This is a genomic window from Serratia sp. 3ACOL1 (assembly GCF_003668775.1).
Classification (GTDB): domain Bacteria; phylum Pseudomonadota; class Gammaproteobacteria; order Enterobacterales; family Enterobacteriaceae; genus Chania; species Chania fonticola.
The window spans coordinates 2,527,008-2,548,592 of record NZ_CP033055.1 but is presented as its reverse complement, the minus strand read 5'-3'; the positions used below and the strand labels follow the sequence as shown (position 1 = coordinate 2,548,592).

The window sequence follows — 21,585 nt, the reverse complement described above, 5'->3', positions numbered from 1 at the left end:
GGCCGCGTTTTTTTTTGCCCGTTCGCCAGCCGCACAGATTGATCTTCACGCGGCACTGATTGCTATTCTGCTGAGTCCGTACCTGCCTACCCTGTTTATAAATTGATAAATCAGGAGGTTGGTATGGAACTTAAGATTGAGCGTGTGATTGAGACGGTGCTGTATGTTAACGATATCGAACGTGCCGCAGCCTTTTATCAGCAGGTGTTACAACTGCCAGCGATGGTCGCGAACGATCGTTTCCGGGCCTATAACATCTCCGATCAAAGCGTGTTGCTGCTGTTTGTTGCCGGAGATTCGCTGAACGGTGCTCACTATCCGGGAGGCTATATTCCTCCTCATGACGGCAGCGGCCCACAACATCTTGGCTTGGCCGTGAGCAAGGCCCAGTTACCCCTGTGGGAGCAGCAGTTGGCCGAACACGGTGTTGAGATAGAAGGGCGTATGCGTTGGGAGCAGGGCGCAGAGAGTATTTATTTCCGCGATCCGGATGGTCATCTGTTGGAACTGGTGACGCCGGGTATCTGGGCCAACTATTAACAGCGGCAACGCATTATTGGCATAAAAGCCTTTTAGCTTCTACACTTAGATAACAATAAGCATGCTAAGGAGATAAGCTATGACAATGAAACTGGTTTTGGCCGGATGCACTGCGGCTATATTTACCGTACTGACTGGGTGTACCACTTACGACAGGGCCGCGAGCTATGTTAACGAGCCTGTGGTAAGCGATGTAAAAGTCGGGATGACGAAACAGCAAGTACGCGCAATTGCCGGGCCACCATCAACCTCAGCCAGCCTGATCCATGCGCAGGGTACCTGTGATACTTATGCCGTGGCACCACGGGATGGTAAAGCTCAAACCTATTTTGTCAGCTTCAACGACACGGGCCACGTGATGAACAAGGGTTATCAGAGTTGTTCAGAGTACGATACCCAACCTAAATAACTGCCTGCTTATTGTCCGAAAAGAGCCTCGCTGATGCGGGGCTCTGGTTTTTTTAACCGCAATCGGCCTGAAATTTAAGCGAACGAGCGTTTTGACGCATTTTTTTACGTCAAAACGATAGACATTTCATGACGGTACCGTTAATATCTGCGCCCATTGGAAGGATGGCCGAGTGGTTTAAGGCAACGGTCTTGAAAACCGTCGAGTGTAACAGCTCCCAGAGTTCGAATCTCTGTCCTTCCGCCAAATACAAACCCCAAGCTCGTAAGAGCTTGGGGTTTTTTGTTTGTGCCGATGTTTAGTATGCCATTGAATGTTGACTGCCCTTGTCCTTGTCCTTGTCCTTGCTTACCCGGTATTGGGCCGGTATTTGAGGGACCCGTCATTCACTGTGCGCTCTTCCGGTTCCATTGATGGTCAAGGGTAGGAGAGGTAGCAGGGTGAGATTGGGAGGCTAATCTGTTCTCCGCCATCATAATCGTGATGCTGACATCCCTGGAAAATGTTTTGTCACGATGTCATTCATCTTCTCAACCAGCCCCGGTTTCCTAAACGTCAGATGTGCCGAGCCCTTCATACAATATTTGATCGAAAAATACTCATCTTCATACACCTTCGCCATTTGCCGACTGGCACAGATATGTTCATAGAGTCGCGTGGTGATATCGCTACGATTATCAGCCAGCGGTTAGTCGAAGATAAATATATTCAGAAGATCGTCATTTGCGATGTCGAAAAAATTCCGCCAGATACTGACTCATTTTGCACGGATTGGCTAGACGGGGTTCTACGCCGGAATCCCAGATTTTTCCGGCGGCCAAAACTATACGGCCCAGAGGGATCGAAACTACAAAAAGGATAAGGATGTCTGCTGCAGCATCCCGCGATACATTGAGTGGCTCTAAATTAAAGGAAGTCTCCATGCCTGATAAAGTGACTGGTTTAGTAAAATGGTTTGATGCAGTGAAAGGTTTTAGTTTTCTCTCTCCTGCTGATGGCAGCAAAGATGTCTTCGTGCATTTATCTGTGGTCCAAAGTAACGATTTTAAAATGTTAGATGAAGGGAGAAGTGGGGTTTTATATTGAAAGTGGTACCAAAGGTTCTTCCGCTGGTAATGATTTCCCCCTGTTAGTCCCCTTTAAGCATATTGGCGAATGAAAGGGACTGTCCTCGTTTTGTTTACGAGCTTCATGGGGGGCATGCGAACAGAAAAACGTGACAACAAAGTCTGTCACAGCTTTTCGGGTTCTGCCTACGGCCACAGCAGACTGCCAAAGGGGACAGTGAATATGAACGCTAGCCATGAGTAAACCTCAAAGGCCAGTTATTGTGCATCAAATTCAACCAACTGGGGATTGTTATGTTTTTATTCATATATTTCAATCGGATATTGATTAGTGTGCTTGGTTTATTCAACTGTAATTTCCCCTGCAATCAACCCATAAGAACAATCCTAGTCTGATTTAGACTCTGATTTAACGGATTTAGCTATCATTGGTATCTTTTGGATCGTAATATTTTTCACAGCGAACCACGGATGGCGGGCAACAGACTAGGAAAAGACGTGCATTACAGTTCCTGTCACAAGAGAAGCGAGATAAGTGCAACGATGTCTGCATGATGATAACTACGCAGGAAAAGATAGTTTTTTTAACTAAAAAACATGAAAAACATATTGCATATGTTTTATTGATGACCTCAAGAGATCTTCGAGATATCGTATCGTGTTAGTGAATGATGGTAGTTAGAAGTGAGAATTTACTTGTGATATATGGAGTAAAAAACCATTTATATGATGGGGTGTGGGTTTAAATTCTTTCTTTCAAATCAATTTGAAAAGACGTATTTCATAGCCTTAGAATGGCCACTCTTAATCAGGATGTATGTCGTGGGGTATGATAGCGCACGTTGTTCGAGGTTTTACATATGGGGAAAAGGACTTTATACGGCTATCGCATTGGTTGCGATATCTATGTGGATATACGGCATAAATGCCTGGTCTATATGGTTTCTGATAAAAATAAAGAAGCCTCTGGCATCAAAGTCGTGCATTTAAGAAAAACCATGATGCAATTATTAATCTACATCTTGGATAATGCGCAACAACACATTATCCAGGATGATGATATCATGCTAAATGTTTGGGATGCTCAAGGGTTGAGTTCATCCAGACAACGACTGTGGCAAGTCATCAACACACTGAGTCAAAAGCTTTGTGCTTTTGGTATTTCCGCTCACTTTATTGTGCGCGTGAGGGCTCAGGGTTACATTATTGATAAAGAAATCATCACATTGATTTATGGTGAAAAAATGTAGGGGAAAGGATCCTGATATTGAGCAATGGAACTTAATGTATGATTACTATAATTTCTGATGATAGCTATTTTGTATTGGGGGCTCAAGCGTTGTTGACGCACTCTGGATACCAAGTGGCCACCATTGATATACATAAACTTAATCGCCCTGTTAACTCACAGCAGAACGACATCATTCTACTGTCATCAAACAATAGAAACTTGATCCATAATGTACTGTTGTTTGCTGGGGTCGAGAACAGGCGTGTCATCCAAATGATTGATGGGAACACGCCATCCGATATGTGGGCTGATGGTGTTCTGTCAAAAAAAACGGCGACACATGAGTTTCCACGCATCATAAAATACATCTTGAATCTGAAGGTAAAGGACTGTTTGAAAGATCTGACGCTTCGTGAAGTGGAGATCATGGATAAATTATTAAAAGGTAAAAAAAACCATGCCATCTCCAGAGAAATGCGAATATCTGAAAAAACTGTCAGCGCCCATAAGTTGAACGCATTAAAGAAACTGGGTCTCACGGGGTTAAATTCACGGGCCATACTGATCTACGGAAGCTATCAGAACAGACTACAAATGCAAAGATCTCACTAACCGGTTGTGAATGTTTTTTAAATTATCGGAGGATATCTGTTGCTGGATAAGTTTCCGGCAATTGCAATAAAAGGAGTTTTGTAGATGCTGTAGTTGACTTAAATAAGATGACACTATTTTTACCAACCTGATGCAATGATTGCTCAAAAGTATAGCCTTGTTACATGGGCGAAATACTAATGCGCTATCAATGGTGAGGTTGTTTATACCACCCGGGCAACAATATGTTTGCCAATATGTACTTATCACATACTTTAATGGATTTAAAAATGAAAAAGACTTTAATTACACTCGCCTTGGTTGCTTCCGGTGTTCTGGCATCGTCCGTTTATGCTGCCGATGGCACGGTAAATTTTGTCGGTGAAATCACGGATTCTGCCTGTATCGTCGACAGCACTGCGCAAAACCTGCAGGTAACACTCGGTAAAGTTGCTGCAACCTCGTTTAGCGGTGCAGGCAGCTATTCTTCCGCAACCCAATTCAAGCTGGTGTTGAAAGACTGCCCTGCGGGAGCAACAACGGCGACCGTCAAGTTTGACGGGAACAGCGTTGACAATGACAACAGCGTGCTGGCCTTGACCCCAGGTGGCGCAAGCGGCGTAGGCATTGAGTTGTCTGACGCCAGCCAGAAGGTGGTTAATTTATTCACCAACTCCGCGCCTTATGCACTGACCGCGGGCGTAGGTACTGAAACCGACCTGAATTTCACCGCACGTTATAAAGCGCTGAGCGCCGATATCCAACCCGGTGTTGCGAACGCGTCTGTGCAGTTCTCTATTATTTACAATTAATCCGGATTTTCTTTGCCTGGCAAAGATGTCTTGATAAAAGCAGGTCGGTATTTATACCGGCCTGCTTTAACCAGGACCGCCAACCCGGCTTTACAGCACTTGGCACCCGGACTGAAAAGCCCACATTGCTCGCGTTCTTCATTAACACCACGCGTCATTTTTATGTGCCGTGTCATTACGCGCAATGAGCATTAACTAAAGCATAAGCCGGTCTGTCCCTCTCTCCGTGCTTATCTTTTATTCAACGCTTATTCATATTCTCAGATAGGAAGTACACATGAAGTTATTGTCAGTAGTCTTGGTGGCGGGTTTGTTTGCCACCGCATTTAGTGCAACCGCCGGTGTGGTGGTGGGTGGGACTCGCCTGGTTTATGACGGGGCTAAAAAAGAAGCGGCATTAAATGTCAGCAATCCCGACAAAACACCTTATTTGATCCAGTCCTGGGTTGACACTCAAGAAGGCGGCGAGGCTAAAGCCCCCTTTATTATCACGCCACCCTTATTCCGCCTGGATGGTAAGCAGAATAACGTATTACGCGTCGTTCGCGCAGGAGGAAACCTGCCAGAAGATAAAGAGTCCCTGTTTTGGTTGAACATAAAGTCTATTCCATCCAGTGAAAAACGGGATAACACGTTACAAATCGCAGTGAAGACGCGCATCAAGCTGATTTATCGCCCAAAAGGGATTAAAGGCACGCTGGAGCAGTCTGCAAAGGACATCAAATGGCAGCGGAGTGGCAATACCCTGAAAGCCACCAACAACTCCGCCCATTACGTGACCTTCTTTTCGGTGAAAGTCGGTGGAAAAGATATTCCCGACTTTCCGATGGTTGCCCCCGGCGCCACACAAACCATGACGCTGCCAGCTGTCAGTGCCGGGAGTCAAGTCAGTTGGGAAATCATCAATGACTACGGTGGCACCAGTGAAGCTTACCAGGCCTCACTGTAAAGCCAACTGATGGGTAAATTTCAAGATCCGCTGCGTCAACATATTGGAAACGAGTAAATGGAAAAGCTGCTGAACAAGGGATATGTAAACAGGACCCGGCACTGCGTTCATTTGACGCGGCTAAGTTATTTGATCCTCTGTCAGTTAGGGTTACTGATGACGGATATGGGGTGTGTACAGGCTCGGGAATATTTTGACCCCGCCTTGTTAGAACTGGGTAACGCACCTCAAGCCAGGGCTGATTTATCTGTCTTTGAAGAAAGCAATACCCAGGCGCCGGGCAAATACCGGGTCGATATCTTGCTGAATGACCAATTCATTGAAACCCGTGAAGTGGACTTTACCCTGGTAAAAGATGCCAGCGGCAACCAAAGCCTGCAGCCTTGCCTTAATCAGGGTGAGCTGGAACAGCTGGGTGTCAAGGTGGCGGCATTCCCAGGGCTGGCCAAGGACGGTTGCGCCGACATATCAGCGGCCATTCCTCAGGCCTCGACAGCGTTTCGCTTTGGTCAACAGCAGCTTAACCTCAGCATTCCACAGGCCGCGCTGGCCCGGCAGGCGCGCGGATATGTGCCACCAGAACAGTGGGACCAGGGTGTTTCGGCCTTGTTGGCCAACTACAGCTTTAGCGGTTCTAACAGCCGGGCAACCCATGACGATGGCAACAGCAACAACAGTTACTTTTTAAATTTGCGCAGTGGATTGAATATCGGCCCCTGGCGCTTACGCAACTACTCAACCTGGGCTCGAGACAATGAAGGCGGCGACAAATGGCGCTCCATCAACACGTATTTGCAACGTGACATTGTTGCCCTGCGCAGCCAACTCACACTGGGTGACAGTACCTCTCCCAGCGAAGTGTTTGACAGCGTGCCGTTTCGCGGTGGTCAGTTGGCTTCGGATGAAGAGATGCTGCCGGACAGCATGAAAGGTTATTCACCTGTCGTGCGTGGCATTGCCAAAAGCAACGCTCAGGTTACCGTGCGGCAAAATGGCTATGTCATTTACCAAAGCTATGTCTCACCCGGGGCATTTGAAATTAATGACCTGTATTCCACCTCGGGCAGCGGCGATTTGGCCGTAACGGTCACTGAAGCCGATGGCAGTGAGCAAAACTTTATTGTGCCATTTGCCTCTGTGCCGGTGTTGCAGCGTGAAGGTGCCTTGAAGTACAGCCTGACCGGCGGTCACTACCGTTCTTCAGACAACAGCGTGGATGAGACGGCGTTTGCGCAGGGGACCGCTATTTATGGTCTGCCCTGGGGGCTGACGGCCTACGGCGGCGTGCAGGGCGCCGCGCATTACCAGTCGGTTGCTGGCGGTATAGGGAAGAACATGGGCCGTATCGGCGCCATCTCTCTGGATATTACCGAGGCGCAGTCAACCTTATCCGATGACAGCACCCGCAGTGGTCAATCATGGCGTTTTCGGTACGGCAAGAGTTTTGTTGAAACCGGCACCAATTTTAGCCTGGCCGGATACCGCTACTCCACACGAGGGTTCTATACCCTGCAGGAAACGCTGGATACCTACAGCAGTAATAACTCTCCGCTCGGCGAGCAGCATAAACGCAGCCGTGCGGAGATGGTTATCAGCCAAAGCCTGGGTGAGTCAGCAGGCTCCCTTTCATTGAGCCTGATTGATGAAGGGTATTGGGACAACGGCCAGAAGACGCAATCCCTGGGTGTCGGCTATAGCAACAATTGGCAAGGGGTGAGCTATGGCATCAACTACAGCCAGAATAAAAATGCGGCCAGCAGTAATGGCACACGCAGTGAGGCCACCGACAGGGTGTTGGCGCTTAACGTGAATATCCCACTCAATCGCTGGATGGGTAACACCTGGGCGAATTACGCCATGAGCAATACCAAAGGGGGCGCGACCACGCATAACGTCGGTCTCAGCGGCACGGCGTTGGACAATAACAACCTGAGTTGGGGAGTCAATCAGGGATATGCCACGCAGGGCGGCCGGGGTAATGGCAATCTGATGGCCAGCTACGATGGCGGTAGCGGCCAGATTAATGGCGGCTATAGCTATGACAGTCATCAGCAGCGCATCAACTATGGCGTTGCGGGCGGTGTCATTGCTCACGCGGGGGGCGTCACGCTATCCCAGTCGCTGGGTGAAACGATCGCGTTGGTTAAGGCGCCGGGAGCAAAAGGCATCGATATCAATAATAACCGTGGCGTGAAAACCGACGGTCGCGGTTATGCGGTGGTGCCGTATATCAGCCCCTATCGCAATAATGCCATCAGTCTGGATACCACCTCACTGCCTGATGATGTTGAGCTGGAACTCACCAGCCAAACGGTCACCCCGACGCGCGGAGCGGTGGTGGTTGCCCGCTATCAGACCAAGATTGGTCAGCGGGTCATGATGACGCTGCTCCGTGCCAATGGCGAACCGGTGCCGTTTGGTGCCACGGTCAGCGACGCCGCCAACCCGGGTGAAAACGGCTTTATCGTCGGAGACCGGGGTCAGGTTTATCTGACCGGTCTGGCCGAGAGCGGCAAGCTAGGGGTGCAATGGGGGAAAGGTGGCGATAGCCAATGTCAGGTCAGCTATCAATTAGCCAGGCAACACTCTCAGGATATAACGGCCAACGGCATTCAGATAATGAATGGCCGCTGCTTATAAAGGAACCCAAGAAATGAAGAATATCGTCAAGATGATGGGGGGCCTGGTGTTTTTATACAGCACCCACGCCTGGTCTTTCTTTGCTTGTAACACCGAATCTTCGGGTGTCACGATCAATGCCCCGACGCTGGTTGTTCAGCGCGATGTGCCCGTCGGTGCCCGGTTGGCAGCGCCGGAGTTTTACTCACCTATCACGCTGTTATTCAGTTGCCCGGAGGGGAGGACCTACCCCACGGGGGGCACTATTTAGGTGTCAAGGCGGCGATCCCCTATTCCGGAATGTCGACTGGCGACGGAGCCCGTCTCTATAAAACCAATATTCCCGGGCTGGGGATACAGTTGGCCGGGATTCAGGCCAACCAAGCCGCGGGAATTGGCTGGGTTGGGGTTGGCAACAATGTAGACGGCAATGTGAACCAGGCAGCATTTCTGAGCACTGTGGGCGTGATGAGGACAGCGACAGCCGGTGCGGCGGTCACTTTTTATAAAATAGGGGACATGTCGTCAGGTGTGCTTACCCAAAAGGTCGCGTCACTTATCCTGGGTAATGTGAACAGTTGGGCCCAACCCGAAGTCCCGATCAATATTACCGGGATGAGTGTGACGGTGCTGGCCTGTTCACTGACCACGCCAACGGTGGCTGCCCCGTTGGGCAATGTCTATGCCACCGCCTTTACCGGGGTCGGTTCTACAACGGGTAACGTTGATTTTAACCTGGGGCTCAATTGTGCTGCCGGTACCAAAGTCAATGTGACCATGAACGGGACACAAAACTCGGATACCGCCAATACCAGCGTGCTGGCATTAACCGGCGCCGGGAGTGCGGGGGTCGCAAAAGGGGTAGGTGCGCAGATTTTGTATAACAATACGCCCTTGAACATTGGCTCTCGCCTGTTGTTGAAAACCGCTGCCGGTGGTATTGAGACCTTCCCTTTTAAAGCGCGTTATTATCAAACCCTGAGCAATGTTTTACCGGGGTCCGCCAATGCAACGGCAACACTGAGTATTACTTATCTTTAAATCAACGTTAATAGCATAGTTTGTGAGGATCAATGAATTTATCAAAATCAAGAATGGCGCTGACCGGCTTATATTTACTTGCCAGCCCGCTGGTGATGGCTGCGGATAACAGCACCATTAATATTACCGGCAATGTCCTTGCCTCGCCGTGCGTTGTTGATGCGACCAACTCGGTCATGAATATTAAACTGGATGATATTCAGGCGACCGCCTTGAGTACCGCGGGCTCATACAGCCCCTGGAAAACCTTTTCGATCACGTTAGCCAGTTGCCCCGCATCAACCACCAATGTTGATATGACGCTGTCTGGCACCCAAGATCCGCAGGATGCGACACGCTATAAGAATACCGGCGCGGCAACCAATCTTTCTATTGAACTGACGGACAACGCAGGGACCAATCTCGGCAATGGTAAAAAATCATCCGTTGCGGTAAATAGCTCCACCAAACAGGCCGTTTTTACCCTGAAAACACGTGCCTATTCGGCTACAGGCAGTGTGATGCCGGGGAGTATCGCGGGCACGGTTTTGGCCACCTTTACCTATAGATAAAGCCCGGCAGTAAAGCACTGGTTGATGATGAAAGGACTGTAAGATGAAATTGAGTACCCTTGGCCTATTACTTTTATCTGGACTGTCAAGTTGGGGATGTTTGGCAGAGGATTCAAATTTCACTATCAGTGGCAACGTGATGGCCAGCCCTTGCGTTGTTGACACTGACAGCGCCAATCAGACGATAGATTTTGGTCAAGGCCGCAGCCGTGATTTTCTGGTTGCAGGCAGCGTGGGAGAATGGCAGCCTTTCTCGGTTTTACTCACCCAGTGCCCGATAACCACGCGTCACGCGACCGTGTTACTGACGGGGAGCGCGACCTCCGGGCCAGATGGCGTGCCACTTTATGCCAACCTGGGTTCGGCTCCCTACGTCGGGATACAAATAGCGGATGGCAATACTCATCAAACCCTGGGGCCAGGCAGCCGGGTCACCCTGGCCGTGGATAATACCAGCAAGACCGCAACCCTCTCTCTGGTCAGCAGGTTGTACAGCACCGGCCAAATGGGTGCAGGCCAAATCAGGGGCGCCATGCAGCTCGACTTTACTTATCAATGAACCATCTGCAGGTTTGTTATAAAAGGCGTTTGGATTAGACACAGGCGTCCGCTAAAAACCTAATCAAGGTCGGGATGGCAGAACATTGCTGTCCCCGATCAAGTTATAGGTAGTGCAGTCAGATGATGCTTCGCTTTCTATCGGGGTGTAGCATAAAACAGCAGATATACGAGTGCTATAGCTAAAAGCCGTGATATAGATATAAGGAGTGACCTTACAATCTGCTCCTAACTCTTTAATCGATTTTATTTTCCCAGGTAAATCATAAATGGCAGAATCCGTATATATGATACATCCTGAAATTTCAGAGTGGTGTGTGTAAGAACTTAATGGAGATAACTCCTTATTTTTAAAAACCAAGTAAGTCACCCACAAAATGACAATAAGAGCCAATATTACCATCATGTAATAATACAGACTCTTTAATTTGCCCCTTTTTTTATGCTGCATGGGATAAATTGTATGATCATTAACATTATCTTCATGCCCAAGGGCTTTGGTAATATTTTCTATCAGCACGCCACTATTTGAAGAAGACGCAATTATTGTCTCACCAATTTGCTCCTGCACAGAAAAAATCTGATTAAATTTGAATCCCTTCCTCGGGATCGTCAATATCATGATTTTATATTCTTTTGATATGTTTTTCAGTGCCTTACGAAGAAGCGAGATACTTTGATAGAGTGTGTCAACGGACACATTTTTAGCGTCATCCTGCCAAACGTACTGGTAAAAATCATGTTGGGACACCAGATCAAAACGCCGCTCAAGAAGCAGTTCCAGACACCGACTGACAGGTATGTGAAGAGTAATGATAAAGTCTTCAGCACCGAAAACAGTCAGTTGACATGTTGCCGGACAAAACTCAAAGCTCGAGTCAATGATGTATTTTTTTAGCATTCTTCACCAAGATTTTGATTGCATAATTCAAATAAATTTAAATACAAGTTTTTCATACCTTCCGCCGGTACTCGTTATAACGTACAGGTGCTTGATCTTAATCACATGACAGCTTGCCAATTAAGCATATTCAAAGTGGCAACTTTTGGCCATGCCAATTGTATGTAATTTTTAAGTCATCAGACCTATCCTCAAAGGATAAGGCATTCCCCGACATAAACGCACCGTGGATCGTCAGTGGCGAATGGATAAAACCTGCATCAAAATCAAAGGCCAGTGAGAATATCTGTACCACTCGGTTGATACCGCGGGTCAGCCATCTATTGTATCAGGAAAAAGGTAATGTTCATCATATCTGGTGCTATTACGAATAAAAATACGACTACGGCTTTATTAACTGATGCAATAAAGCGTAACGAATTTGTCACTCATAAAAAGGTAGCCATTACTCCCTACTTTGTACATATTAAGCCTATAGTCCTTATCATTAAATAACATGAACTCGGGAAACATACCCGTCAATAAATCAGTTGAAGCCATGTTTCCTGGAAGCTCTGAAACGATAGATTTATCAATAGCATAGATGCTTCCGTAGTGATGTAGTGTAAACGAGGATGCTCTACGGATAGTTATTCTTTCGTTTTTTTTATTGCTTATGACTCCGTCAAAGTTGACCCTTCCACGCGCTCCAGTTAATAATATAGAAACTCTCACCCTGCTAGACATTAGCTCATTTTTGGTGACTAATGTGCCATTGCAAGAGATATTTATTTTGTCTGCTTTGTCAGGATAAATGTAATAAATCAATAAGGGTAGCAAGCAGAGAGCCAACACCGCAGGGACTAGCAATTCTTTTCTCATTTCACATTACTCCCAATCAAGTTATAAGTAATGCAGAAAGGTGAACTGGTGTTCTCCAAGGGATAACGGCACGCAATTGCAGAGGTACGAGTACTATATCTAAACATAGTGATATAGAGGTATGGTGTGGTTTCGCAATCGACACCTAACTCGCTAAGCTCTTCAATTCTCCTCGATAACATACTATTGTTAGCATTAGTATATATGCTGCATGTAGATCCATCTGTATAGGGTGTGTAATAGAACAATGGATATATCTCCCTCTTTTCAAAAAAGAAGTTAAAAGCCACTAAAGCAGTAATGGCAACCAAAATACTCAAGACATAAAATAGTGACACCCTCTGTTTTTTATTTTTTCTCTGCCACCATAATAAAATTATATTTCCATTAACGGTATCTTCATGAGAAAGGTGACTGGTGAGGGAGTCTATGGATATGTCACTAGTTAAAGAATGGTTATCTACTTCCGCAGCAAAATTTTCTAATACAGGAAAAATTTCATTGAACTTAAACCCCTTCTTAGGGACTGTTAGTATCATAACTTCATATTTTTTTGATATGGTTTTTAATGCCTTACGAAGCAATGCAATGTTCTGATAGAGTGTGTTAACGGAAATATCTTTACCTTCATCGCCCCAAACGTACTCATAAAAATCATGTTGTGGCACCAGATTAAAACGTCGCTCAATGAGCAGCTCCAGACAACGACTGGCAGGAGTGTTAAGAGTAATAGTAAAATTCTCACCATCTAAAACAGTCAACTGGGAATTTTGTGGGGAAAACTCAAGGTTTGAGTCAATAATATATCGCTTTAACATGCGTTACCAAAATTTTAATTATTTAAATTTAAGTTAATTATAGTGCAAAACTAGGCTGTGTCCCGTAACTATTTTTGGCTATGTCGCATTAAGGCGCTGTTAGGTCACATGGTTTTTGTGATGTTACTGCTCATGTCACTGATCCGAAACGTCTTCAGTCACCTGCATATTGCTCAGTGCGTCCGCTGGTATCTGGTTTACTCACTGCGTTTACACAACCTGGATGAGATGATGGCAGAGCGCGGTATTGTCGTTGACCATTTAACGCTGCATCGTTGGGTTGGCGTTCTTGAATGTGGCCGGGGCCAAAACGGGGAAATTACTGCTGACAGGGCAGGTTATTGATGTCATTGACGGTATCGCTGTCGTCTTCGACGATCAAAAGCGTTTTGCCTTTTCCGTTTTTCCCACCGCGATTTACAGGTCTTACTGAAGTCTACACAACCCCCCACCTTGGCAGTGATCACATTTTATTTAACTTTGCGTGAGGTCTTGGGGAACAAATTCGTTGAATACTTCTCACATCGAAGTGATATGGGGGCAGGAGAGAGCCGATGAGTAAGCAACAGCAAACCGGTAAGGATGCCATGAGCCAGTAAAAGCGTAATCCCGTCGGCGGCCTTTGCTGCCGGTTATTATCCAGCTAGTGAGAGGATTTAATGATGAAAAATGTAATCTTGGCTTTGGTACTGGCCGCAGCCAGCAGCAGTGTCATGGCCGCCATGCCGGTGACAAGTAGTGCTGCACAAGGGTTGCAAAAAATCGGAGAGGTTTCCAGCCAGGCGACAACGTTGAGCAGCTTTGAACAGATGATAGCCGCAGATGCGCAACAGCGAGGGGCCAGTGCCTATCGCATTACTTCAGTTACCGTTAATAACCATGTTTACGGCACCGCGGATTTGTATAAATAATCAGGAGAGGGCATGGTGGTAAATCGATAAGGGGCGACGTTCAATTGATGAACACGCCCCTTTACCTTTACTCAACCACGCTGCAGGTTGAAAATCACATCGCTTTCTGTCGGGCTGAGCTCGCCGTTTTTTCATAACGCGTCGCATTCAGTACATTCCACTGACGGAATAGACCCGAGTTTCCTAGGAAAATGGCACTCCAGTTGGGTTAACGTAACGCAAAACCCATTTACCCATGAGCTTGGGGTTTTTCGTTTTCAGATGGCCTTCAGGTCTTTACTTTCTAGGCGCTTGCACCACTTCGCCAGGTGATTTTCCGCGTGTTCACATCGCCATCAGGATCTCGGTAAAATCGTTAGTAATGGACGATGTCATGGGCTCGTCACGTTTAATAATATAAAAGCATGCGCTGATATTGATATCTTCAGCAGATTTTTTCTTGAGGTTCAGCTGTGGGCTGTAATGTGCCACGATACGATCGCTTAATAGCGCGAGATAACCCTGCTGTTTCACTAGACACCAGGTGGCGAGGAAAGAATCAGTTTCCACGACATTACCCTGCTGCGTGCACGGGAAAGAGGAGTCTTGCATCGCTAGACGGCCGGCAGTACAGGAATGCGGGACTACCCACTTTGTTTCGTCCAGCGGCAGCTCATCAGAGGACTGATTGTTCCCTTGATAAAGCGAAAACGTTTCACATTTGAAGTCCTGCGTTACCAGATCGACACAGTTAATCCCCTCGCTGAGGTTGCAGACTACCAGATCCAGTTCGTTATTTCTCAACTTGGCAACCAACCCCTCGGGGCAATCCTCAATCACGATAATGCGGCTGTGTGGATAACGCTGATTAAAGATCTCAAGTGCGTCGGGGAGATAGCATAGCAGTGGATAGGTGCTCATACCTAGGCGCAAGAATTTCTCTCCGGTTTCTTTCAGTCCACGGAATTCATAAATGGTATTTCTTAACTCATTGGTGATAGCGTCAATGCGTTGAAAAAACGCTTCACCTACCGCAGTGAGCCGGACACCGCGGTTGCTGCGTTCCAAAAGACGCGAGCCTATATTTTCTTCAAGTTCTTTAATAATACGGCTGAGTGTCGGTTGTGAAATAGCCAGCTTTTTTGATGTTTCATGTAAGCTACCGCAGTAAACAATTTCTTTAAAAGTAGTCAGGTGAGATAATTTCGGCATACTTTTCATAATAATTCTCTTCATTCATGTTTTAATTGGCGGTGTAAAAGGGCCCTACGTGACGTTTTTAACCAGAGCCACAAATTCTGCTGTAATAGGCCTGCTTCATCATGCTATCGCCAAGTAAAGTATTGACGGTTTTATCAAGTACCGTAGTAGTGACAGAGGCGGGCATGAGAGTTGCGGTGATCTCTACGTCATCATCGCCAAAAGGCTCGATATCCAGGTGCGAGATAAAGCAGTTTTCGGCTTGCATCACCTTTTTGAATTTGGCTAACGCTTCGCGTTGCTCGTGTTCAAATGCAATCACGCAGATCTGGTAGGTGGATTCACCGTTAACATCGCTGAAGGGTTGTTTGTTGACCATATTGACGATCGGGCGCAGCAGTGTATTGGCAGCCAGTACGTATAACGTAGCGGCCAGAGCATCTCCATATAATGCGCAACCCGCGCAGGTACCGACGGCTGCCGATCCCCAAAGCGTAGCCGCTGTGTTCAGGCCGCGGATATTCATTCCTTCTTTCATGATTGCCCCAGCTCCGAGAAAACCGACGCCAGAAACCACATAAGAAATCACTCTTACCGCACCCCCACTGCCATCAATGGTCATGGCCAGATGTACAAAAATAGCTGCGCTGGTGGCAACAAGTGTATTGGTGCGTAACCCGGCGGTGCGTTGCCGGAACTGTCTTTCATAGCCAATAATTGCGCCAAGTAAAGATGCCGTTGATAGCGTTATTAATGTTTGAATAAAATGCATGATAAAAACCAACATGTTATCTGCTTATCATGAAACACCGATAAAAAGGTAGCTCTTGATAAACAGGTAGTTAAAATGGCAGACTTTTCATCTGCCAGACAGCGATTAGAAATTGATTTTATGCCTTGGTAAACACGGTTCAGTGGCGTTTACACAGGGCCTGGTTTTAATAGGCCGAAGTAGCAATTTGCTGGCTTAGCTCAGCGCTGATTTCTTCGATCAGGCTTTGCATTGAGCGTTTGTTCCGCTCCTCACGCCGTAGGGTGATTTCATAATTTCCGGTCACGGTACCGGGTTCTGAACCTAACAAAATAATCCGATCTGACATCATTACGGCTTCTGTTATGCTATGGGTTACTAAAATCATGGAGCGAGTTTTTATTTGCCGCGTCGACCAGATCTGCATTAGGTCGTTGCGTAGATTTTCTCCGGTATAAATATCCAGGGAAGAGAAAGGTTCATCCAGTAGCAGCAACGCAGGTTCAACGACGAGTGCACGGGCAAACCCCACCCGTTGGCGCATACCACCGGAAAGTTCTCGTGGGAAAGCATTGCGGTATTTTTCCAGACCAATCAGGTTCAGCATTTTTATCACCTGCTTGTCGATGGTGTCTTGGGAATAATGCTGTGCCTGCAATCCAAAGGCGATATTTTGATAAACGGTTAACCAAGGGAAAATAGCAAAGTTCTGGAAAACCATATTGATTTGTGGGTTAGGGCCTGAGACTTTGTTCTCACCCAGCATGACATCCCCAAAATCAGGAGATATCAAACCTGAGATGATCCGCAGTAGGGTGGATTTGCCCGAGCCGGATTTCCCTAATACGCTGACTACTTCATTATCATAGACTTTGAGGTCGATATCACTAAGGACCAAATGTGATTTTTGGGCCGTAGGTTGGAAGCTCTTGCTAACGTTGCTGACAGTAAGTAATACTTTTTTCTTGGCCATCATATTTCCTTGGTTATCTTTTAAAAAACAAATAGGCGAATAGGATATGCCGCTGAGTTTTGCACAGGAACATCCAGACGTGAAAATTCACACGGGAGAATGCCAGCGGCCTTATTGGTCTGATTAGTAAGTTGAATTCTGGCTATTGAGAGATGCTGTCAGCTAGGGATCGCCTAGTATAAGGCGCTGAAGGAAGTAATAATAAAGTGCAGTTGTGACGTGATGACGTCACATACGGATACTTTTCAGGACGCAGTAAATGACTATTGCGCCTAAGCCTCCAGCAGGCTCAACAAACCAATGAATAACGAACCGTCGGTGTCCATAATTTTATCCTGTATTAAATCGGAGTCTCATAGTACCCACAAGGGCCAGGAAGCTCAATAACTGAGTGGTGTTTTAGAACTGCAAAATGTAATTTAATATTAATAACTATCGCAAGGGTTGTTTAAACTAAACATAGCGTCAACGAGGTTGTAGTTTCAATGAGTGGTTGGCTATAAATCCCGGAGCAATGGAAGTGAAACTAAATCGTTAAATGAGGGTAATTCAGGCAATGTGGTGATTGTTATCTTTGGTTTCGCTATGATAAACAATCTAATTTCAGAGGGGAAAGTCTATTGGCAATGTGGAATGGGGAAAGAAACGGCCAACATGATTGTATTCACTGTTTTTAACTTTCATTCATATGTCTTGCTTGCTACCTTTTACCCGTTCAAAACGATAAAAAGCCCAATGAGGTCAAACCTCATCAGGCATGGGGTTCAGCGCTTAGCCTCTCAGAACTGGTACATAATCCCCGTCTCGACGATATCATCAGCACTTAAACCGGCTGCATTATGTTTATCCAGCAGGTTCAGTTTGTACTCTACATAGGTCGACATATTGGCATTGAAACTATAACCCAGCGCCATATCTATATACTTGACCAGATCGGTATCACCGATGCCAGGCATATCGCTGCCACGCGATTGCAAATAGGCAAGAGAAGGAGTGATGCCAGAGTCAAAGTGATACTGTGCCACGGCTTCGACGGCATCGGCCTTTGGTGCAAAGCCGGTGTAGTTGCCACCATCCACGTAGGTCATGTTCTGAGTGCGGGTATAGTTTGCTGCCAGGTAGAGGTTATCCCGATCGTACTTCAGGCCCAGAGTCCAGGCTCTGGCACGATCGCCATTGGCCATACCAAAACTACGCTGTGCCTGTGTACGATCCGAATTGGCGTAGGCACCGCCTGCGCTCAGTCCCCAACCAATGTCGTAGGTCGTGGAGAAGGAATATCCGTCGCCGTTTTGTGTCTGTAGGTCTTGCGTGTGATGAGCGTCGTCCCCCCGATTCTTTCCCTGATATTGCATGCCAATATTCAGGCCATCAATAATCCCCCCCAAACCCTGATTATGATAGGTCAACATACCGTTGCCCCGACTGGTCATAAAGTTATCGGCAGCTTCATAACTGTCATTACCAAACTCGGGTAATACATCGGTCCAGCTTCCCACATCATAGAGTAAACCGTAGTTGCGCCCATAGCTGATGCTTCCAAACGGGCCGAATTTCACCCCGGCAAAACCCAACCGCGTGTAGTTACCACTTTGCTCGCCGCTTTCCGCTTCGTTCAGCCCAATCTGATATTCCCATTGGCCGTATCCAATGATGTCATCATTAATTTGTGTTTCGCCTTTAAAGCCAAAGCGAGTGTAGGATTGATCGCCGCTGCTGCCAGCATTATTACTGAAATAATGAACACCATTAATCTGCCCATATAAATCCAATTTGTTGCCGTCTTTATTTACGATTTCTGCAGCCAACGTGGTGCTGGCTACTGGCAATAGTAACCCTAATACAGCTAAGTGCATTTTATTTTTCATTTCAATAACCTGATGTTAATAAATACGTTGAAATTTATGATGCTTTTTGTGATATCGCAATTCTTTTATACAAACGATCGCTGGTTTCATCAATAATGGCTGCCATATTCTGTCTGCCTCGTGATTCTCTTGGCCTGTCGATAACGATCTCATCGGTGATTTGCCGTTTATTGGCATCCATAATGACGACTCGGTCGGACATCATGACCGCTTCTTCTATGTCATGGCTCACCATGACGATGGCACTGGTATTACTTTTTTTGTTCGTCCAGATATTCATTAAATCCATCCGCAGTTTCTGCGCGGTGAAGATATCAAGAGAAGAAAAGGGTTCATCCAACAGCAAAACTTTGGGCTCCACGGCTAATGCGCGGGCAAAACCTACGCGCTGGCGCATACCACCGGAAAGTTGACGGGGCCAGGCTTTCTCATATCCATTCAGGCCAACCAGCGTGAGTAATGCTTTCAACTTTTTGTCGATCAATTGCGGTGGCAAGTCTTGTGCGATCAGGCCAAACGCGATGTTGTCATACACCGTGAGCCACGGATAAAGAGCATAAGACTGGAATACCATGCTGATATCGGCATCGGGTCCTTCGATAGGTTTTCCTGCCAGCGATACCGTGCCGGTATCAGGGACAATCAGGCCGGCAAATATGCGCATCAACGTTGATTTTCCTGAACCTGACTGCCCAAGGATCGTAACGAATTCACCCTTGTGAACATTCAGATCCACGTCGCGCAGCACTTCCTTGGGGAGCTTGTTTTCTCCAATGAAGGCTTTGTTAACCTGCTTGGCGCTGAGCACCACTTCTTGAATAGTCATTTAATTTCCCCGCATTAATCATATTTGAATTTGGTTTCTGCTACGCGATACAGCGGCTGCCAGATAAAGATTACGCATAACGCCACCAGTGAGCACATGGCAGCGCAGCCCAGGGCGGATTCCGGGTTTTTACCGGCATCGGTCACGACTGAAATAAAAGCGCCCAGCCCGGTAGTACTGATCGTGGTGGTTCCCCATTGAATGACTTCTGCTGCAATGGCGCTATTCCAGGCACCGCCTGCTGCAGAAATAATGCCGGTAACGATGTAGGGGAAAATCGCGGGCAGCATATAGTAACGCCACCATTTGAAACTCCGTAAACCGAAGGTTTCGCTGACTTCGGTGATATGTGATGGGATTGCCGTGACGCCGGCAATGACGTTAAACAACACATACCACTGTGTGCCGAGCATGATCATTGGAATCGCCCACCAACCAAGATCCTGATGATAAACAGCGATAAAGGCGGCGATCAGAGGATAGAAAATATTCGGCGGGATAGCAGCCAGAATTTGAATGATCGGTTGGAAGAATTTCACCAGGCGTGGATTCATACCTATCCAGACGCCGAGTGGGGTGAAAATCACGATGCTGAGCACCATTGCAGCCACTACACGTGCAGTGGTCAGCAGCATCCATTCAGGCATCATGGCGAAGTATTGCTTTGGGAAATACTCCCATAGTTGATAACCGAACCAGGCACAGGCCATGACCACCGCGAGATACCAAGTGCTGCGCCACAGCCAGTTGGCTTTTGCGGTGATGCGAAACAGCTTATGCAAGCCAAGGCCGTACCAGATCTGTGGCAGCTTAAACAGCCATAAATCAGCCAGCATACGTAGGGCCGCTGACAACATTGACCCTAGATGGGAATAGCTCAGGCAGTTATAAAACCATGAGCTGCCTTCAGTTTTATTGGCGCTAACATCTTCATATTTGAAACGGGAGGTATAGCGAACCAACGGGCGGAAAACCAATTGGTCGAGCACGATAATATTAGCCGCCAATGTGATCACGGCAAACAGAATCGCGTGGAGGTTTTGCTGCGCCAGCGCTTCGGCAATATAGGAACCTACACCAGGCAATGCCACCGATTTATCGTTGACCGGGATAGCCTCCGACGCCACCAGAGCGAACCATGCAGCCGATTGTGACACCATGGCATTCCACAATAATCCGGGTACGGAATAGATAAACTCTAACCGCCAGAAACGTTGCCATGGATTGTAGTTGAAGCTGCGCGCGGCTTCATCCAGTTCACTTGGAACGATGCGCAGCGTCTGGTACAACGTTAACATCATATTCCATGCCTGGCCGGTAAATACCGCAAAGATAGCGGTACACTCCAGCCCCATCACGCTGTGTGGGTACAGGCCAAGAAAATACACCGTGGTGAAGGTTAAAAAACCCACCAAGGGCACTGACTCCATAAAGTTGACGAAAGGTAATATCACCCTGCGTAACGGCACGTAGCGCGCCGCTAAGACGGCAAAGACAATGGAGAATAACAATGACCAAATCATGCCGATGGCAAACCGCATTGTCGTTCTTAGTGAGTAATAGAAAAGATTCCAGGTATCCAGACTAATGGCGCCCACGCTGTGTTCATCAAACGAGCCGTGCATGTCCCCCCAGGCACGGATAAGAAAGACGGTGACCAATGATGCTATTACAAAAACAATAAGGTCATTTAGATAGTACTTTCTAGAAATAGATGTACTTCTGCTTTTTTGCATAATGCCAATCCCGTAAGTTTCTCAAAAAAACCGGCGGGAACGTCAGCTAAATAAAGCCGAGCGCCTCCGTTTCAAACGAATGTATATAGCTTGAGATAAATTAATTTGCTGATTGTTACGCTGATGGTGAACGATGAATACTACAGGATCAGGCAGGACAAGCCGGTGTTATCAGATGCAAAGGCACGAAGGTAGTGCCAGACTGTTGCTGATAACCCGTTGATTGATTGTCTACATTCTGTTTATTTCAGAATGTAGCATGAACTACATTACTGAAATTTATCCAGTAGTACTAAACTAAAACTTCCATCGTCCATAAGGCCCCCGTGGTGAGAATAAAGCGGTGAGATAGTAATGCTTGAACATAATGAATAGCAAGTAGATGTGATGGTT

22 protein-coding genes, 1 tRNA gene and 2 pseudogenes are annotated in these 21,585 nt (G+C 46.9%); 15 read left to right on the top strand and 10 right to left on the bottom strand.

The window, feature by feature from the left end; translation table 11 throughout:
* Nucleotides 1-123 precede the first annotated feature (123 nt).
* From D9980_RS11470 to D9980_RS11460, 3 genes are all read left to right on the top strand, one after another.
* Nucleotides 124-540, top strand: a complete 417-nt coding sequence (locus D9980_RS11470; protein WP_121607363.1) for a VOC family protein — start codon at nt 124-126, stop codon at nt 538-540.
* A 79-nt stretch (nt 541-619) separates the two neighbouring features.
* Nucleotides 620-949 (top strand): osmotically-inducible lipoprotein OsmE, encoded by a 330-nt coding sequence (gene osmE, locus D9980_RS11465; RefSeq protein ID WP_121607362.1) that lies wholly within the window; start codon nt 620-622, stop codon nt 947-949.
* 158 nt (nt 950-1,107) lie between these two features.
* Nucleotides 1,108-1,195: transfer RNA gene (locus D9980_RS11460), tRNA-Ser, on the top strand.
* 226 nt (nt 1,196-1,421) lie between these two features.
* Here the strand turns inward: D9980_RS11460 and D9980_RS26860 are convergent.
* A complete protein-coding gene (locus D9980_RS26860) occupies nt 1,422-1,589 on the bottom strand; it encodes a DUF4942 domain-containing protein (protein WP_370454339.1) in 168 nt (55 codons plus the stop codon).
* A gap of 281 nt (nt 1,590-1,870) precedes the next feature.
* Between D9980_RS26860 and D9980_RS11450 the strand changes: the two are divergent.
* The 10 genes and pseudogenes from D9980_RS11450 to D9980_RS11405 all read left to right on the top strand — a co-directional run bounded on the left by D9980_RS11450 (nt 1,871) and on the right by D9980_RS11405 (nt 10,369).
* Nucleotides 1,871-2,108, top strand: a pseudogene (locus tag D9980_RS11450) (cold shock domain-containing protein).
* 768 nt (nt 2,109-2,876) lie between these two features.
* Nucleotides 2,877-3,266: a winged helix-turn-helix domain-containing protein gene (locus tag D9980_RS11445; RefSeq protein ID WP_121607361.1), complete on the top strand. Its 390-nt coding sequence runs from the start codon at nt 2,877-2,879 to the stop codon at nt 3,264-3,266.
* 38 nt (nt 3,267-3,304) lie between these two features.
* Nucleotides 3,305-3,859 carry a LuxR C-terminal-related transcriptional regulator gene (locus D9980_RS11440; protein WP_121607360.1) on the top strand — a complete coding sequence of 185 codons (555 nt, stop codon included), beginning with the start codon at nt 3,305-3,307 and terminating at the stop codon, nt 3,857-3,859.
* 269 nt (nt 3,860-4,128) lie between these two features.
* Nucleotides 4,129-4,650 carry a fimbrial protein gene (locus D9980_RS11435; protein ID WP_024486156.1) on the top strand — a complete coding sequence of 174 codons (522 nt, stop codon included), beginning with the start codon at nt 4,129-4,131 and terminating at the stop codon, nt 4,648-4,650.
* Nucleotides 4,651-4,927: 277 nt separating this feature from the next.
* Nucleotides 4,928-5,599, top strand: a complete 672-nt coding sequence (locus D9980_RS11430; RefSeq protein ID WP_024486155.1) for a molecular chaperone — start codon at nt 4,928-4,930, stop codon at nt 5,597-5,599.
* Between the two features lie 156 nt (nt 5,600-5,755).
* The gene (locus D9980_RS11425) at nt 5,756-8,239 is read left to right on the top strand and encodes a fimbria/pilus outer membrane usher protein (RefSeq protein WP_238393705.1); all 2,484 of its coding nucleotides are present in this window, start codon (nt 5,756-5,758) and stop codon (nt 8,237-8,239) included.
* Nucleotides 8,240-8,252: 13 nt separating this feature from the next.
* Nucleotides 8,253-8,489: a hypothetical protein gene (locus D9980_RS11420; RefSeq protein WP_121607358.1), complete on the top strand. Its 237-nt coding sequence runs from the start codon at nt 8,253-8,255 to the stop codon at nt 8,487-8,489.
* A 29-nt stretch (nt 8,490-8,518) separates the two neighbouring features.
* Complete coding sequence (locus D9980_RS11415; protein ID WP_121607357.1) at nt 8,519-9,259, top strand: fimbrial protein; 741 nt, start codon at nt 8,519-8,521, stop codon at nt 9,257-9,259.
* 53 nt (nt 9,260-9,312) lie between these two features.
* Nucleotides 9,313-9,810, top strand: coding sequence for a fimbrial protein (locus D9980_RS11410; protein WP_046808377.1), 498 nt, complete (start codon nt 9,313-9,315; stop codon nt 9,808-9,810).
* Between the two features lie 100 nt (nt 9,811-9,910).
* Entirely contained in the window at nt 9,911-10,369 is a 459-nt protein-coding gene (locus tag D9980_RS11405) for a fimbrial protein (RefSeq protein WP_162304258.1), read from the top strand.
* Nucleotides 10,370-10,432: 63 nt separating this feature from the next.
* Here the strand turns inward: D9980_RS11405 and D9980_RS11400 are convergent, their stop codons facing one another.
* The 3 genes from D9980_RS11400 to D9980_RS11390 all read right to left on the bottom strand — a co-directional run bounded on the left by D9980_RS11400 (nt 10,433) and on the right by D9980_RS11390 (nt 12,948).
* Entirely contained in the window at nt 10,433-11,269 is an 837-nt protein-coding gene (locus tag D9980_RS11400; protein ID WP_121607355.1) for a transcriptional regulator, read from the bottom strand.
* Nucleotides 11,270-11,662: 393 nt separating this feature from the next.
* The gene (locus tag D9980_RS11395) at nt 11,663-12,130 is read right to left on the bottom strand and encodes a hypothetical protein (RefSeq protein ID WP_121607354.1); all 468 of its coding nucleotides are present in this window, start codon (nt 12,128-12,130) and stop codon (nt 11,663-11,665) included.
* The gene (locus tag D9980_RS11390; RefSeq protein WP_121607353.1) at nt 12,127-12,948 is read right to left on the bottom strand and encodes a winged helix-turn-helix domain-containing protein; all 822 of its coding nucleotides are present in this window, start codon (nt 12,946-12,948) and stop codon (nt 12,127-12,129) included. Before D9980_RS11390 ends, D9980_RS11395 begins: the two co-directional genes overlap by 4 nt.
* Nucleotides 12,949-13,080: 132 nt before the next feature.
* Here D9980_RS11390 and D9980_RS11385 point away from each other — a divergent pair.
* Together D9980_RS11385 and D9980_RS11380 are read left to right on the top strand one after the other, a co-directional pair.
* A pseudogene (locus tag D9980_RS11385) lies at nt 13,081-13,230 on the top strand (IS6 family transposase); the annotation flags it as partial.
* Nucleotides 13,231-13,607: 377 nt separating this feature from the next.
* Nucleotides 13,608-13,859 carry a YdgH/BhsA/McbA-like domain containing protein gene (locus tag D9980_RS11380; RefSeq protein WP_370454313.1) on the top strand — a complete coding sequence of 84 codons (252 nt, stop codon included), beginning with the start codon at nt 13,608-13,610 and terminating at the stop codon, nt 13,857-13,859.
* A 324-nt stretch (nt 13,860-14,183) separates the two neighbouring features.
* Here D9980_RS11380 and D9980_RS11375 read toward each other — a convergent pair whose 3' ends face one another.
* The 6 genes from D9980_RS11375 to D9980_RS11350 all read right to left on the bottom strand — a co-directional run bounded on the left by D9980_RS11375 (nt 14,184) and on the right by D9980_RS11350 (nt 21,081).
* On the bottom strand, nt 14,184-15,059 hold the full coding sequence (locus D9980_RS11375) for a LysR family transcriptional regulator (protein WP_162304257.1): 876 nt from the start codon (nt 15,057-15,059) through the stop codon (nt 14,184-14,186).
* A gap of 58 nt (nt 15,060-15,117) precedes the next feature.
* Nucleotides 15,118-15,825 carry an MgtC/SapB family protein gene (locus D9980_RS11370; RefSeq protein WP_065683124.1) on the bottom strand — a complete coding sequence of 236 codons (708 nt, stop codon included), beginning with the start codon at nt 15,823-15,825 and terminating at the stop codon, nt 15,118-15,120.
* 151 nt (nt 15,826-15,976) lie between these two features.
* Nucleotides 15,977-16,765, bottom strand: a complete 789-nt coding sequence (locus D9980_RS11365) for an ABC transporter ATP-binding protein (RefSeq protein WP_037412911.1) — start codon at nt 16,763-16,765, stop codon at nt 15,977-15,979.
* Between the two features lie 776 nt (nt 16,766-17,541).
* Nucleotides 17,542-18,618, bottom strand: a complete 1,077-nt coding sequence (locus D9980_RS11360) for a porin (RefSeq protein ID WP_121609007.1) — start codon at nt 18,616-18,618, stop codon at nt 17,542-17,544.
* Between the two features lie 46 nt (nt 18,619-18,664).
* Complete coding sequence (locus D9980_RS11355) at nt 18,665-19,456, bottom strand: ABC transporter ATP-binding protein (RefSeq protein ID WP_121607350.1); 792 nt, start codon at nt 19,454-19,456, stop codon at nt 18,665-18,667.
* 14 nt (nt 19,457-19,470) lie between these two features.
* Complete coding sequence (locus D9980_RS11350; protein ID WP_237737036.1) at nt 19,471-21,081, bottom strand: ABC transporter permease subunit; 1,611 nt, start codon at nt 21,079-21,081, stop codon at nt 19,471-19,473.
* Nucleotides 21,082-21,585 lie beyond the last annotated feature (504 nt).

Excerpts from the sequence above, each read along its gene's own strand:
- D9980_RS11365 (WP_037412911.1), bottom strand. The coding sequence starts at position 16,765 with ATGATGGCCAAGAAAAAAGTATTACTTACTGTCAGCAACGTTAGCAAG.
- D9980_RS11410 (WP_046808377.1), top strand. The coding sequence starts at position 9,313 with ATGGCGCTGACCGGCTTATATTTACTTGCCAGCCCGCTGGTGATGGCT.
- D9980_RS11390 (WP_121607353.1), bottom strand. The coding sequence starts at position 12,948 with ATGTTAAAGCGATATATTATTGACTCAAACCTTGAGTTTTCCCCACAA.
- D9980_RS11400 (WP_121607355.1), bottom strand. The coding sequence starts at position 11,269 with ATGCTAAAAAAATACATCATTGACTCGAGCTTTGAGTTTTGTCCGGCA.
- D9980_RS11350 (WP_237737036.1), bottom strand. The coding sequence starts at position 21,081 with ATGCACGGCTCGTTTGATGAACACAGCGTGGGCGCCATTAGTCTGGAT.
- D9980_RS11420 (WP_121607358.1), top strand. The coding sequence starts at position 8,253 with ATGAAGAATATCGTCAAGATGATGGGGGGCCTGGTGTTTTTATACAGC.
- D9980_RS11430 (WP_024486155.1), top strand. The coding sequence starts at position 4,928 with ATGAAGTTATTGTCAGTAGTCTTGGTGGCGGGTTTGTTTGCCACCGCA.
- osmE (WP_121607362.1), top strand. The coding sequence starts at position 620 with ATGACAATGAAACTGGTTTTGGCCGGATGCACTGCGGCTATATTTACC.
- D9980_RS11360 (WP_121609007.1), bottom strand. The coding sequence starts at position 18,618 with ATGCACTTAGCTGTATTAGGGTTACTATTGCCAGTAGCCAGCACCACG.
- D9980_RS11445 (WP_121607361.1), top strand. The coding sequence starts at position 2,877 with ATGGGGAAAAGGACTTTATACGGCTATCGCATTGGTTGCGATATCTAT.
- D9980_RS11395 (WP_121607354.1), bottom strand. The coding sequence starts at position 12,130 with ATGAGAAAAGAATTGCTAGTCCCTGCGGTGTTGGCTCTCTGCTTGCTA.
- D9980_RS11440 (WP_121607360.1), top strand. The coding sequence starts at position 3,305 with ATGATTACTATAATTTCTGATGATAGCTATTTTGTATTGGGGGCTCAA.
- D9980_RS11425 (WP_238393705.1), top strand. The coding sequence starts at position 5,756 with ATGACGGATATGGGGTGTGTACAGGCTCGGGAATATTTTGACCCCGCC.
- D9980_RS11375 (WP_162304257.1), bottom strand. The coding sequence starts at position 15,059 with ATGAAAAGTATGCCGAAATTATCTCACCTGACTACTTTTAAAGAAATT.
- D9980_RS11370 (WP_065683124.1), bottom strand. The coding sequence starts at position 15,825 with ATGTTGGTTTTTATCATGCATTTTATTCAAACATTAATAACGCTATCA.
- D9980_RS11355 (WP_121607350.1), bottom strand. The coding sequence starts at position 19,456 with ATGACTATTCAAGAAGTGGTGCTCAGCGCCAAGCAGGTTAACAAAGCC.
- D9980_RS11380 (WP_370454313.1), top strand. The coding sequence starts at position 13,608 with ATGATGAAAAATGTAATCTTGGCTTTGGTACTGGCCGCAGCCAGCAGC.
- D9980_RS11435 (WP_024486156.1), top strand. The coding sequence starts at position 4,129 with ATGAAAAAGACTTTAATTACACTCGCCTTGGTTGCTTCCGGTGTTCTG.
- D9980_RS11470 (WP_121607363.1), top strand. The coding sequence starts at position 124 with ATGGAACTTAAGATTGAGCGTGTGATTGAGACGGTGCTGTATGTTAAC.
- D9980_RS11415 (WP_121607357.1), top strand. The coding sequence starts at position 8,519 with ATGTCGACTGGCGACGGAGCCCGTCTCTATAAAACCAATATTCCCGGG.